General features: G+C 67.6%; 10 protein-coding genes. 3 read left to right on the forward strand and 7 right to left on the reverse strand.

Annotated elements, in window-relative coordinates:
• Window positions 1-128: 128 nt before the first annotated feature.
• Complete coding sequence (locus tag BPET_RS17180) at window positions 129-1,697, forward strand: collagen-like triple helix repeat-containing protein (RefSeq protein ID WP_012250285.1); 1,569 nt, start codon at window positions 129-131, stop codon at window positions 1,695-1,697.
• 31 nt (window positions 1,698-1,728) lie between these two features.
• Window positions 1,729-2,274, forward strand: coding sequence for a MarR family winged helix-turn-helix transcriptional regulator (locus tag BPET_RS17185; protein WP_012250286.1), 546 nt, complete (start codon window positions 1,729-1,731; stop codon window positions 2,272-2,274).
• Between the two features lie 51 nt (window positions 2,275-2,325).
• Here BPET_RS17185 and BPET_RS17190 read toward each other — a convergent pair whose 3' ends face one another.
• The 7 genes from BPET_RS17190 to BPET_RS17220 form a co-directional block, all read right to left on the reverse strand.
• Window positions 2,326-4,014, reverse strand: a complete 1,689-nt coding sequence (locus BPET_RS17190) for an ABC transporter ATP-binding protein (protein WP_012250287.1) — start codon at window positions 4,012-4,014, stop codon at window positions 2,326-2,328.
• A complete protein-coding gene (locus BPET_RS17195; protein ID WP_012250288.1) occupies window positions 4,011-5,483 on the reverse strand; it encodes an ABC transporter permease in 1,473 nt (490 codons plus the stop codon). Before BPET_RS17195 ends, BPET_RS17190 begins: the two co-directional genes overlap by 4 nt.
• A 5-nt stretch (window positions 5,484-5,488) precedes the next feature.
• A complete protein-coding gene (locus BPET_RS17200; protein ID WP_012250289.1) occupies window positions 5,489-6,466 on the reverse strand; it encodes an ABC transporter permease in 978 nt (325 codons plus the stop codon).
• Window positions 6,463-8,712, reverse strand: a complete 2,250-nt coding sequence (locus BPET_RS17205) for an ABC transporter substrate-binding protein (protein WP_012250290.1) — start codon at window positions 8,710-8,712, stop codon at window positions 6,463-6,465. The genes BPET_RS17200 and BPET_RS17205 overlap by 4 nt, the downstream gene beginning before the upstream one ends.
• Before the next feature lie 100 nt (window positions 8,713-8,812).
• Complete coding sequence (locus BPET_RS17210; protein ID WP_041863035.1) at window positions 8,813-9,499, reverse strand: thermonuclease family protein; 687 nt, start codon at window positions 9,497-9,499, stop codon at window positions 8,813-8,815.
• A gap of 42 nt (window positions 9,500-9,541) precedes the next feature.
• Window positions 9,542-10,549: a magnesium and cobalt transport protein CorA gene (locus BPET_RS17215; RefSeq protein WP_012250292.1), complete on the reverse strand. Its 1,008-nt coding sequence runs from the start codon at window positions 10,547-10,549 to the stop codon at window positions 9,542-9,544.
• 61 nt (window positions 10,550-10,610) lie between these two features.
• The gene (locus BPET_RS17220) at window positions 10,611-11,915 is read right to left on the reverse strand and encodes an MFS transporter (protein WP_012250293.1); all 1,305 of its coding nucleotides are present in this window, start codon (window positions 11,913-11,915) and stop codon (window positions 10,611-10,613) included.
• Between the two features lie 177 nt (window positions 11,916-12,092).
• Here BPET_RS17220 and cyoA point away from each other — a divergent pair, with 177 nt between their 5' ends.
• On the forward strand, window positions 12,093-13,067 hold the full coding sequence (gene cyoA, locus BPET_RS17225) for a ubiquinol oxidase subunit II (RefSeq protein ID WP_012250294.1): 975 nt from the start codon (window positions 12,093-12,095) through the stop codon (window positions 13,065-13,067).
• Window positions 13,068-13,077: the final 10 nt, after the last annotated feature.

Raw genomic sequence — 13,077 nt, forward strand, 5'->3', positions numbered from 1 at the left:
CAAATTTTTTTCCGCCGCCTATAGTTTCGGTCCTTTTCAGGTTGCGTTAAAAAGTTGGCATGGATTGTGCTTCAAGGAACGTAACCGGCGCATATGTGACGCCGACTCGTCCCCACAGGAGTGCAATCATGTCCGCGAAATCTTCCGATGTCCGTCGCGTCCAACGCGTCCTGGCCAGAACGGCCATCACCGCTGCGCTGGCAGCCGCACTCGCCGCTTGCGGCGGCGGCGGTGGCGGCAGCGACAAGCACGCCTCCGGCCGGCCTGGCGGCGGCGGGGGCGACAACCCCTCTACCCTGCCCGCCGGCCTGCTAGAAACCACGCTAGGCAATACGGGCAGCGCGGTCGACAACGCCGCCCCGCTGCAATTGGGCGATGCGCTGGGCGGCATCGGCAAGTCGCTCGATCCGACCCTCGCGCCGGTCGTCGACACCGTGACCGGCCTGACGCAGCAAGTGGGCGCGGCCACGGGCCTGGGCGCACCGGTCGACGGCGTGCTGACGCAAGTCGGCGGCACGGTCAGCAACCTGGGCGACACCGTTGCCGGCACCGGCCTGCCCGGCGGGCTGGGCACTGGCGTGGGCGGCCTCGTCAGCGGCCTGGGCGACACTGTCGCCAGCGCGGGCGGCCTGCTCAATGCCGACCCGGACAATCCCCAACCGCTCACCACCGTGCTGGGCAACGCGACCAACGCGGTCGGCGCGCTGACCGGTGGCCTGGCCGGCGAAGGCGGCCTGCTCAACCCGGTGACCGGCCTGGTGGGCGGCGTGACCGGCGGCCTGGGCGGCGGCGATGCGCAACCGATTCTCGAACCGGCCCTGGGCAACGTCGGCTCCACCGTCGACAACGTGCTGCCGCTGGGCTTGAACCCGGCCCTGGGCGGCGTAGGCAAGAGCCTGGACGGCGTGGTCAGCCCGATTGCCGGCCAGGTCACCGGCGTGACCCAGCAAGTGGGTGACGCGACTGGCCTGGGCGCGCCCGTGGCCGGGCTGCTGACCCAGATCGGCGGCACGCTGGCCGGCGCGGACGGTACCCTGCCCGACGGTACGCCGTTGGCCGGCGTGCTCGGCAACCTGGGCAACGCGGTCGCCAGCGCGGGCGGCGTGCTGCACGCCACGCCGGATAACCCGAACCCGCTGGGCGCCACCCTGGGCAGCGCGACAGCCGCCGTTGCTTCGCTGACCGGCGGCCTGGGCGGCGTGGGCGGCGACGGCGGCCTGCTGGCTCCGGTAACGGGCCTGCTGGGCGGTTTGGGCGGCGGCGACGGCGCCACCGGCGGCCTGCTGGCTCCTGTCACGAACTTGGTCGGCGGCCTGACCGGCGGCTTGGGCGGCGGCACCGGCGGCGATGCCACGGGCGGCCTGCTCTCGCCGATCACCGGCCTGGTGGGCGGCCTGACTGGCGGTCTGGGTGACGGCACGGGTGGCACGGGTGGCGCTGGCGGCCTGCTGGCTCCGGTGACCAACCTGGTGGGCGGCCTGACGGGCGGTCTGGGCGGCGACGCTGGCGGCGATGCCGCGGGCGGCCTGCTGGCGCCGGTGACCGGCCTGGTCAGCGGCCTGACTGGCGGCTTGGGCGGCAGCACGGGCGGCACCGGCGGCTCGGGTAGCGGCGGCAGCGGTGGCACGGCCAATGGCGGACTGCTCGGCGGACTGCTCGGCGGCGTGCTGGGTGGCCTGGGCGGCAGCGCCAAGTAAACCGGATCGGCGGACAACGGAGCGTGAACCCATGTTGCACTTGGATTCTGCGATACACCTCAGCCGCCCTTCCGCATCGGTTTCCGAAAGCGACGAGACACGGCCAGGCATGATAGATGACATCTCGTTGATGCTCGGGCGGCAGTTCGCCGCCTACACGGCAGCCTGCCAGGCTGCCCTGTCCGAGAAGATGGGAATTGCGCTCGCAGACCTGAAGGCGCTGGACTTGGTGCTTGAATTCGAGTCCCTGCCCACGGGTCAGCTGGCGCAATTGATGGGCATCAGCCCGGGCGGCGCCACCGCGCTCATCAACCGGCTGGAAACAGCCGGCTATGTCGAGCGCGGCCGCCATCCGCTGGACCGCCGGATCATCGTGATCCGGCCGGTCGAGGAGCAGTGCCGCACACTGCTGGCCGAACGCCATGCCATCGCCCGCGAAGTTACGCTGCTGTCGCGCAACTTCGACACCTCGCAATTGGAAACGGTGCACAGCTTCCTGACTCAATGCCTGAAAGCCTTGCGGCACGATACCCGGGTATGGCTGGAAACCCGCCACGTGCATGGGCTGGACGACTGAGCCAGGCCCTAGGGTCCGACTGCATCAACAGGAACCGGCCGCCGGCGCGCCTTAGCGCGCCGGCCCGAACTCCAACCGGGGAACCGCCGCCAACAGGCGGCGGGTCATTTCGTGCCTGGGCGCATGCAGCACCGCATCGGCGCCGCCTTCTTCGACGATCCGGCCTTCATACATGATGGCGATGCGATCGGCCAGGTATTCCACCACGCCGAAGTTGTGGGTGATGAACAGGTAGGCAATGCCCAGTTCGGCCTGCAGCTCGCGCAGCAGGTCCAGGATCTGCGCCTGCACGGATACGTCGAGCGCAGAGGTGGGCTCGTCGCACACCAGCACTTTGGGCTCCACCGCCAGGGCGCGCGCGATGGCGATGCGCTGGCGCTGGCCGCCGGAAAATTCGTGCGGATAGCGGCTGGCCGTATTGTCCGGCAGCCCCACGCGCCGCAACAGGTAGCCAGTGCGCTCGCGCCGCGCGTTCTCGTCCAGGTCGGGCCGCAGCGAGGCGATGCCCTCATCAAGGATGTCGCCCACCCGCATGCGCGGATTCAGCGACGCGTAGGGGTCCTGGAACACAATCTGTATGTCCTGGCGCAAGCCGCGTAATTCGCGGCGGCCGGCACACAGCAGGTCGTGGCCGCGCAGCAGGGCGCGGCCTTGCACCCGGGCGCCTTCCACCAGCCGCAACAAGGCCTTGCCGGTGGTGGTCTTGCCGCAGCCCGACTCGCCCAGCAAGGCCAGGGTCTCGCCGGCGCGCAGAGAAAAGGTCACGCCATTGACAGCCTGCACCCACGAATCGATGCGCCGCAACAGCCCCTTGCGCACCGGGTAGTGCACCAGCAAGTCCTGCACATCCAGCACGACATCGCCCACCCGGACGGCAACCGGTGCAGCGGCGGGAACGACCTCGGGCGTGGCGGGCGCGCCGCCCGCCAGCGGCCGGCCGCGCTTCTGGTAGGTGGGAATGGCATCGAACAACTGGCGCGCGTACGGGTGGCGAGGCGTCTCGAAGAACACGTCGGCGGGCGCGCTCTCGATGATTTCGCCGCCGCGCATCAGGGCCACGTGCCTGGCCACGTTGCGCACCACCGCCAGGTCATGGGTGATCAGCAAGATAGCCATGCCCATTTCGCGCTGGATCTCGGCCAGCAGGTCCAGCACCTGCGCCTGCACGGTCACATCCAGCGCGGTGGTGGGTTCGTCGGCGATCAGCAGCGCGGGCTCGGCCGCCAGGGCGATGGCGATCATGACCCGCTGCTTCTGCCCGCCGGAAAACTGGAACGGGTAATCGTCGATGCGGCGCTCGGGCTCGGGAATGCCCACCCGGCGCAACCATTCGATGGCCCGGGCGCGGGCGGCCGCGCCGCGCAGCGGCGTGTGCGCCTGCAGGGTTTCCAGAATCTGCTCGCCCACCCGCATCACCGGGTTGAGGCTGGTTGAGGGCTCTTGGAAAATGATGCCGATGCGCCCCCCGCGCACGCCGCGCATGGCGCTTTCGGGCAACTGATTCAGGTCCTGGCCGTCGAGCGCGATCTGCCCTGCCACGATGCGGCCGGCGTCGGGCAGCAGGCGCAGCAGGGCCAGGGCCGTCATGCTCTTGCCGCAACCCGATTCGCCCACCAGCGCGAAGGTCTCGCCGCGCTCGATTGCAAGCTGCAGGCGCTTGACCGCATGCGTCAGGCCGGCATCGCCGGCGATGGCCACGTCCAGGCCGTCTACGGCCAGCAAGGCTTGGGCGCGGGTCATCGCGGCTCTCCGGTCGCGGCGACGGACGCGTCGGTATCGCCCGGCCGGGCGGGCCGGTAACGGCGCGCGCGCGGGTCGAAGGCCTCGCGCACTGCGTCGGCGAACAAGTTGGCCGCCAGCACCAGCGCCAGCATGAAAACGAATGCCGTCAGCAGGTTCCACCACACCATCGGGTCGCGCGACATCTCGACACGGGCGCGGTCGATCATGGAGCCGAATGAATTCATGCTGGGGTCGACCCCGATGCCCAGGTAGGACAGCACGGCCTCGTAGAGCACCAGCCCGGAAAATTCCAGCACGGCGGTGATCAGCACGATGTGCATCACGTTGGGCAGCAGGTGGCGGCGCATGATGCGCCAGTGCGACACGCCGAAGGCGCGCGCGGCCTGCACGTATTCCAGCTCGCGCAGCTTGAGGGTTTCGGCGCGCAGCAGCCGGCACAGACCCGACCAGCCGGTCAGGCCCAGGATCATGCACAGCAGGAACAGCCGCAGGTCGGCGCGCGCGGCCGAGGTGTCGAACAGGTCGGGATGGCTGTCGATATACACCTGCATCATCAGCGCGCAGGCCGCCACCAGCAGCACGCCCGGAATGGACGTCAACGTGGTGTACAGGTATTGGATGGTGTCGTCGACCTTGCCCTTGAAATAGCCAGCCGCGATGCCAAAGCCGATGGCTGGGGGCAGCATGGCCAGCGACGTGAGGCTGCCGATGACCAGCGCCGTGCGCACGCTTTTCAGGGCCTGCCACAGCACGTCGTTGCCGGTGCGGTCAGTGCCGAATGCATGGTAGCCGCTGGCCAGTCCGGCCACCGCGCCCACCACCACGCACAGCAGCGCATAAGTGATCCAGGCGGCGCGCCACGGTATATCGGTGCGCGCGCGCGCCATATCGGATGCAGCCTGCCGCCAGCCGCCGCGCGCGCGCGCCAGCGCCGCGCACAGCAAGGCGCCGCCCGCGAGCGCGGCGGCCACGCCGCCGGCCAGGCCCCAGGCCAGGCGCCGAAGCACATCGCCCGGCAACTGGGTTTCCGGGTCGTCGAGATGCGCGCCGCCGCTGCGCAAACGCGGGAAGTCGCGCACCGGGTGACCGTCGATAAGCTCGGTTTCCTTGGTGAACTGGCGCGCGGCCAGCGGCGCGGAATAGGTTTTTTCGGGGCGGGTCAGCACGGTGCCCGCCAGCAGCCCGTCCAGCGCCGACCGTACGGCCGGCGCATAAATGGGCGGCGCGCCAGCGGGCGCTCCTGGCGCTGGCGGCAGCTGCGGCCGGTAATGAATCGAATCGAGCAGGCCCACCGCCACGAACGCCGCCAGCACCACCGCCGAGCACATGGCCGGCGCGTCGCGGCCCACTTGCGCCCAGGTGGCGCGCAGCGTGCGGCTGCGGCGCACCCGCCAGCCGTACGCCAGCGCGCCCGCCACCATCAGGAACAGCGCGACATCCGTCCACAGGAATACGAACTTGGGCATGGCGGTCACTCGAAGCGCACGCGGGGGTCGGCCAGCGTGTAGGAAATATCGGCCAGGATCAGCCCCACGATGTACAGGGCCGCCCCCAGGAACACCATGGCCCGCACGATGGAGAAGTCTTGCGCGTTGATGGCGTCGATGGTGTAGCTGCCCAGCCCCGGAATGCCGAAGAACGATTCGGCGATCAGGCTGCCCATGAACAGCAGCGGCAAGGCAGACACCGTGCCCGTCAGGATGGGCAGCATGGCGTTGCGCAACACATGGCGAAACAGCACCACGCGCTCGGTCAGGCCCTTGGCCCTTGCGGTGCGCACGTAGTCTTTGCCCACTTCTTCCAGGAACAGCGCGCGGTAGAAGCGCGCCTCGGGCCCCAGGCGCGAGACTATAGCCACCAGCACGGGCAACGCCAGAAACTTGACGGCGTCCAGCCCGCCGGCAAAACCCGAATACGGCACCAGCCGCAACACCTTGGAGAACATCCACTGGCCGGCGATGATATAGAACAGGCTGGATATCGACAGCAAGATCACACACAGCACCACGCCCCAGAAGTCCAGCCGCGTGGCCCTGAAATACACCAGCAGCAGCGAGAACACCACGCTGGCGAACAGGCCTAAAAAGAAAGTGGGAATGGCCAGCGCCAGGCTGGGCCCCATGCGCATGCGGATTTCGCGGCCGATGTCGCGGCCCGCATCCGACGAGCCGAATTCCAGCGCCAGCAGCGGCACCGAACGCTGGTAGAACACCGTGTCGGTCAACCGTTGCGCGCCCTGCGCCTGCGTGTTCACGAACAGAGGTTTGTCGTAGCCGTGTTGGGCTTTCCAGCGCTCGATGGCCTCCTGGCTGACGCGCTGCCCGCCGATGGCCAGGCGCGCCATGTCGTCGGGCGTGTTCACCGCGAAGAACAAGATGAAGGTGAACAGGTTCACGCCGATCAGGATCAGCACCCCATACAACAGGCGGCGGATGACGTAGCTGGTCATGGCTGGTGTTCCTTGGGTGGAGCCGGCCGGGCGCCGGCGCCGAAGGCGGTTTGCCGCTCGCGCCGCTTCAGCGCCACGTACGACGGCCATATGGCCAGCGCCAGCACGGCGGCCAGCAGCAACAGCGGCCACCAGCGCGGCGTGTTCCATTCGTGCACTTTGCGCACCCGCAGCGCGGGGTCGACTTTTACGTACTGCAGGGTGTTGCGCACCATCTGCGTGGGCTTGGCGTTGCCCACCCACTGCTGGTAGGCGCCACCCGACATGGGAAAGTAGCCGAACATCCAGGGCGCGTCGCGCTGCACGATGGCCACCATGCGGGCGATGACCGCTTCTTTCTCGGGACCATCGTCCAGGTACTTCATTTGCTCGAACAGCCGGTCGTATTCGGGGTTGGCGTAGTTGGCCGCGTTTTCGCCGCCATGCCTGGCCTTGCCGTTGGGACCGTACAGCAGGAACAGGAAGTTCTCGGCGTCGGGGTAGTCGGCCACCCAGCCCCAGAAGAATATCTGCGCGGTGCCGCGCTGCATCTTGTCCTGGAAGCGGCTGTAGTCGGTCGAGCGCACATCCATCTGGATGCCGATCTTGGCAAGCTGGCGGCGCATCCAGTCGAACTGCGGATTCGAGCCGCCGCCGGTCATGGCGTCGTAGTACAGCACCAGGGGCGCGCCGGTTTCGGCGTTGCGCCCGTCCGGGTAGCCGGCTTCGGCCAGCAATTGGCGCGCCACTTCCAGCGGCTTGCGGCGGGGCTTGCCGTCGACCAGGTCGTACACCACGGGGTTGACGCCCTCGGGCGGCTCGCGGTAGCCCAGTACGCCGGGCGGCACCGGGCCGTACGCCACCATAGCCTGGCTGTCTTCGAACACGGCCACGTATTCTTCCCAGTTGAAGGCGATACTGATGGCCTGGCGCAATTTGCGGTTTTTTTCCTGCTGCTCGGGTGTGTCGCCAAGACCCACTACCGGGTCGAGCCAGTTAAAGCCCATGTACCAGCTGGATGTTTCGATGGCGGTGGGCAGCTGGATGCCGTGGTCGCGGTAGCGGCGGGCCTTGTCGGGGGAATCGCCAGCCGCCACCAGCATGGCCACGCCGTACTCGCCGCGCTCGACCTGCGGCATGTCGTAATAGCCCTGCATGAATTTGCCGGTCAGGGGCACGGCTTCTTTTTCGACGCTGAACACCACGCGGTCGACGAACGGCGTGGGCTTGCCGCAATCTTGCAGCAGGCCGGCGGCGCGATCGGCGGGCTCGCCCTCGCAGGGATAGGGCTCGCCGCGGAAATTGGGGTTGCGCGCCAGCACATGGCGGCGGTTCTGCACCGACTCGGCCAGCAGGTAGGGCCCGGTGCCTACCGGCCATGTATTGAGCGACAAGTCGTGCGCGGCCATGCCGGGCTGGCTGTAGAAGCGGTCCGCCTCCCAGGGAATGGGCGCGGTGAAGGTCATGGCCAGCCAGTACTTGAACTGTGGATACTTGCCCTTGATGCGGATGCGCAGCGTATGCGGGTCGAGCGCCTGCACGCCCTCGAAGCCGTCGCCCTCGCGCAGATCGAGCCAGGGCAGGTCGCGCTGGCCAGGGGGCAGGCCGCGCCGCAACTCGGCGTCGCGCGCCTGCAGGCGCTTGCCGTAATCGCCCATGCCCAGCACGTATTCGGCCATGACCGAATAAATGGGCGACGCCACGCGCGGGCTGGCCAGCCGGCGAAACGCATAGACGTAGTCGTCGGCCGTCAGTTCGCGGGTGCCGGTCTTGGGGAAATCGGGCACATAGAACTTGTCGTCGAGCTCGCCGGGCTGCAGCGGAAAGTAGCTGTAGCGGCCATCGGCCTCGCGCGCGAAGGCGGGGTGCGGCTGGAACAGGATGCCGGGGCGGATGGGAATGTCGTACACGCTTTCGGCCACCTGCTGGCCGGGCGCATCCGGCGCCAGCGCGTTGCCCTGCGCATCGTAGTAGCGCGGTGGCGCAATGGCCGCCGCGGCGCGCGGAATGAGCTCGTACGGCCGCTTCAGGTAGTGATAGCCGTACAGCGGCTCGTAGATGTTGTACGTGTACGGGGTCTCGTCGGTGGAATACGAGCGGGCCGGGTCCAGGTACTTGGGGGAACGCTTGACGAACGCCGTGTAAAGCGTGTTTTCGGCCAGGGCCCCGGTTTCATAGGGGCTGTTGATGGGATCGCGGCTGCAGCCGGCCAGCGCCAGCGCCGACACCAGCACTGCCATCGAAATCCGCCGCCGCCATGCACTCATATGAAGCCGCTTCCGTATCGTTATTCCGCACCGAGCCCGGCGCAAAGCATAGCAAAGGCTGCCCGCGCCTCGGCCGCGCCTGCCTGCCTTGGACCACGGGCTAGCAGCGGTGGTTCCGCCAGCATTCGTAACGCCATTTCCAGGGCTCGGTGGCGCCGGCCTGCCCCCACAGGCCGCTGCCGGCCTGGCGGGCCTGCTGCTGCAGGCCACGCATGGCCGTGTCGTTCAGGTAATCGCCACGCCGCGCGGTATAGGCCCACGCATAGCCCGCCGCTACCTGGGCCCGGTTGGCCGAGTTACCGTCGGGCAGCATCAGTGCGCAGACATCGCGCTCGAATTGATCCTGCTCATAGCATTGCGCGGTCAGTGTCTTGCCGCCAACCAGTTGCTCCAGGTGCCGCCGCGAGGCGTCGGCATAGGGCTGGCCCGGCTCTTGCTGGCCATGCCCCGCTTCGGGAGCGTCGATGCTGTCGAGCCGGATGCGATGCTGCTTGCCATCCACGCGCAGCGTGACCGTATCGCCATCGGCCACCTTGGTAACCGTGCCCGTGAGCGTATAGCGGCCCGGCGGCACGGCGCCGCCGGTACGCGAAACCGGCCCGCCGCCCGACGCCGTGCCCGCGGGATGCGCCGGCTGGCGGGCCGTGGCCTGGGGCGGTTCGGGCGGTTCGGGCGGTTGGGTGCGGTTGTCCTGGAACCAGTGGATCAGCGCGGCGGCCAGCGCCACGCCCAGCACCCCGCCCAGCCGGCGGCCCAGGCGGCCGAGGGAAAACTGCCTGCGCAAGATGGTTGAATCCCGAAAATGACAGATGGCGTGCAGTGTGCCATATCACAGCCAGCCCGACTTGCGGAATCTCCAGTACAACACGCCGCACACCGCCGCGATGCCGGCCAGGGTGACCGGATAGCCCCAATGGGTTTTCAGCTCGGGCATGAACTCGAAGTTCATGCCGTAGATGCCGGCGACCGCGGTGGGCACGGCCAGGATGGCGGCCCAGGCGGCCAGCCGGCGCGTGATGTCGTTCTGCTGCGTCTGGGCGATCATCATGCTGGCCTCGAAGGCGAAGGCCAGGGCCTCGCGCAGGCCGTTGATCAGTTCGTCCACGCGCAGCACGCGATCGGCCACCACCGAAAAATACGGGCGCGCATTGGCGTCGACCGCCGACATATCCATGGTGGCCAGCCGGCGGCATATCTCGGCCAGCGGCGCGATCACGGTGTGGATGCGCAGCAGGTCGCGGCGGCGCCGGTACAGCTTGCGGATGTCGGAATCCTTGGCCCCGCGGATCAGCAGCTTCTGCTCGGCCGATTCGACCACCTGCTCCAGTTCGCCGGCGGCCGCCACGTAATGGTCGGTGAGCAAATCCAGCAGCTCCGAAGCCACGTAGTCGCTGCCGCGCCGCAGCAAGTCGGGCGCCGATTCCAGGCGTTCGCGCAGCGCACGGTAGTTGCTGGTGGCGCCGCGCCGCACTGTCAACAAAAAACCGCGGCCGATCACGATCTGGGTTTCCCCGAACAGCGGGCGGCCCTGGTCGATTTCAACGGTCACCGCCACCACCAGCACGCAGTGGCCGAAGTCGATGATCTTGGGCCGGCGGTGCGGCTCCAGCATTTCGTCGCGCGTCTTGGGCCGGATGCCCAGGTCGGAGGCGACCTGCTGCAACAGTTCGCCGCTGGGGTTGCGCAAGCCGATCCACAGCAGGTTTTCGTCCTGGCAGGTGTACGACTTGATGTCTTGCAGGGGCACGTCGTGCGAGCGACGCCCCTGTACGTAGGCCACCGAGGCCACCACTTCGCTTTCTTCGGTCCGCGGCGCAGTGGTCTGGTCTTGCGGCATAGCACGCCTCCGCATGAGTGGCGCCCGGCGCCTTGGGGCCGGGCGATCGGGGCATGATAGCTCAGTTGGTTTCGATCAGCCGGTTGATCCGCAGCGCCACCAGCGTGCAGATAGCGCCGGAAATCAGATAGGCGCTGGTGGCGATCAGGCCGAATTTCATCGACAGCCCCAGCGCGACCAAGGGCGCGAACGCCGCGCCGAAGAGCCACGCCATGTCGGTGGTCAGCGCGGCGCCGGTGTATCGAAAATGCATGGAGAAGTTCGAGGTCACGGTGCCCGACGCCTGGCCATACGACAAGCCTAGCAGCACGAAGCCGCACAGAATGAAGGTGTTCTCGCCCAGCGCGCCGCCCGCCAGCAGCCAAGGCGCCGAAAGCGCGAAAAGGCCGATCAGGGCCGCCAGCGAGGCGAGCGTGCGGCGGCGCCCGAAATAGTCGGCGACCCAGCCGGAAACGATCATTGCCACGAAGCTGAGGGCCGCGCCGACGATCTGCACGCTCAATATGCTGACCAGCGAGCGCTCGCCGTGCAGACTGATCCACGACAACGGGAAGATACTGACCAGGTGGAACAGCGCATAGCTGGCCAGCGCCGCGAACGCGCCGATGAAGACGTTGTAGGCCTGTTCGTCGATGACTTCGGAAACGCGTATGGGCGAGAGCTCGCGCTCTTCGAGCAGCCGCGTGTATTCCTCGGTAAGCACCAGCCGCAGCCGCGCGAACAACGCCACCACGTTGATGGCGAACGCCACGAAGAACGGGTAGCGCCAGCCCCATTCGAGCAGGTCTTGCGTGCTGAGCGTGCTGAGCAGGTACAGGAAAATGGCGCTGGCCAGCATGAAGCCCACCGGCGCGCCCAGCTGGCCCAGCATGGCATACCAGCCGCGCCGGTGCGGCGGCGCGTTCAGCGCCAAAAGCGAAGGCAGGCCGTCCCACGACCCGCCCAGGGCCACGCCCTGCAGGCAGCGAAACACCGACAGCAGCCCGATCGCCATGGGGCCGATCGCCTCGTAGCTGGGCACGAACGCCATGCCCACCGTAGCGGTGCCCAGCAAGAACAAGGCCAGCGTCAGCTTGGTGCCCCTGCCCCAGCGGCGTTGCACCGCCATGAAAATGGCGGTGCCGAACGGCCGGCAGATGAACGCGAAAGAGAAGATCGCGAACGACCACAGCGTGCCGTACAGCAGCGGTTCGAACGGAAAGAAAACCTGTGGGAAAACGGCAACACAAGCGATGCCGAAAACGAAGAAATCGAAGTATTCGGACGCCCGTCCGATGACCACGCCGACCGCGATTTCTCCCGGCGCCACGTTGGCATGGCTGGACTCTTGGGTGGACTGGGGATACTGCATCGCGGTGCTGGACATACGATGACTCGCTCCGTCTGTGATGGGAAACGACCACCCCCGGGCCAGGCGACTGCCGGGGATGCCAGCCTCTCCACGAATCGACCTTGACTTCCTTTTTACTCTAGATTTTTCAAAGCTTCCAGAGTAGGGTTGCAAATATTCTTCGAGGGGTAGGCCATATCCTAGGGGGGCTGCATGTCCGTGCCGTTTTTCCGAAGACTGAAAGCCGCACTGATTCTTCCCGCACTCGGCGCGCTGGGCGGCTGCAGCAAGGCGGTGCTGCTGTCCCCCTCCGGCGACGTCGCCTGGCAACTGCGCGACATCATCCTCGTTTCCACCGGCCTGATGCTGCTGATCATCGTGCCGGTCATCGCCGCCACGCTGTGGTTCGCCTGGCGCTACCGGGAAAGCAACGCCGAATCCACCTATTCCCCCGACTGGGACCACTCCACCATACTCGAGCTGCTGATCTGGGCGGCGCCGCTGCTGATCATCATCGCGCTCAGCGCCCTGACCTGGGTCAGCACCCATCAACTGGACCCCTACCGTCCGTTGTCACGCATCGATGCCGACCGCCCGGTGCCCGCCGGCGTCAAGCCGCTCGAGGTGCAGGTCGTGGCGCTGGACTGGAAATGGCTGTTCCTGTATCCCGGCCAGGGCATCGCCACGGTCAACGAGCTTGCCGCGCCGGTGGATCAGCCCATCGAATTCAAGATCACGGCCTCCAGCGTGATGAACTCGTTCTACATTCCCGCGCTGGCCGGGCAGATCTACGCCATGCCGGGCATGCAGACCCGCCTGCATGCCGTCATCAACCATGCCGGCGTGTACGACGGTTTTTCGGCCAACTACAGCGGCGCGGGCTTTTCGCAAATGCGCTTCAAGTTCCACGGCATGTCGCAGGCCGACTTCGACAAATGGGTGCAGGCTGCCAAGACATCGGGCGGCACGCTGGACCGCGATGCCTACCTGAAGCTTGAGCAGCCCAGCATTGCCGCGCCGGTGCAGCACTTCGCCACGGTGGAATCGAGCCTGTACGACGCCATCCTGAACCGCTGCGTGCAGCCCGGCGTCCAGTGCGCGCGCGACCTGGCCGGCGCGATCTGCCGGGCGCCCAGGCAGGCAGCGCTGGAACTGCCGCCGCCCCTGGCCCGGCCTGCCGCCATGTAGCGCCAGGCCG

This window comes from Bordetella petrii (assembly GCF_000067205.1).
GTDB lineage: Bacteria > Pseudomonadota > Gammaproteobacteria > Burkholderiales > Burkholderiaceae_B > Bordetella_A > Bordetella_A petrii.

Coding starts and splice junctions, on each gene's coding strand:
- BPET_RS17195 (WP_012250288.1), bottom strand. CDS start 5,483: ATGCCCAAGTTCGTATTCCTGTGGACGGATGTCGCGCTGTTCCTGATG.
- BPET_RS17220 (WP_012250293.1), bottom strand. CDS start 11,915: ATGTCCAGCACCGCGATGCAGTATCCCCAGTCCACCCAAGAGTCCAGC.
- BPET_RS17205 (WP_012250290.1), bottom strand. CDS start 8,712: ATGAGTGCATGGCGGCGGCGGATTTCGATGGCAGTGCTGGTGTCGGCG.
- BPET_RS17185 (WP_012250286.1), top strand. CDS start 1,729: ATGTTGCACTTGGATTCTGCGATACACCTCAGCCGCCCTTCCGCATCG.
- cyoA (WP_012250294.1), top strand. CDS start 12,093: ATGTCCGTGCCGTTTTTCCGAAGACTGAAAGCCGCACTGATTCTTCCC.
- BPET_RS17215 (WP_012250292.1), bottom strand. CDS start 10,549: ATGCCGCAAGACCAGACCACTGCGCCGCGGACCGAAGAAAGCGAAGTG.
- BPET_RS17200 (WP_012250289.1), bottom strand. CDS start 6,466: ATGACCAGCTACGTCATCCGCCGCCTGTTGTATGGGGTGCTGATCCTG.
- BPET_RS17190 (WP_012250287.1), bottom strand. CDS start 4,014: ATGACCCGCGCCCAAGCCTTGCTGGCCGTAGACGGCCTGGACGTGGCC.
- BPET_RS17180 (WP_012250285.1), top strand. CDS start 129: ATGTCCGCGAAATCTTCCGATGTCCGTCGCGTCCAACGCGTCCTGGCC.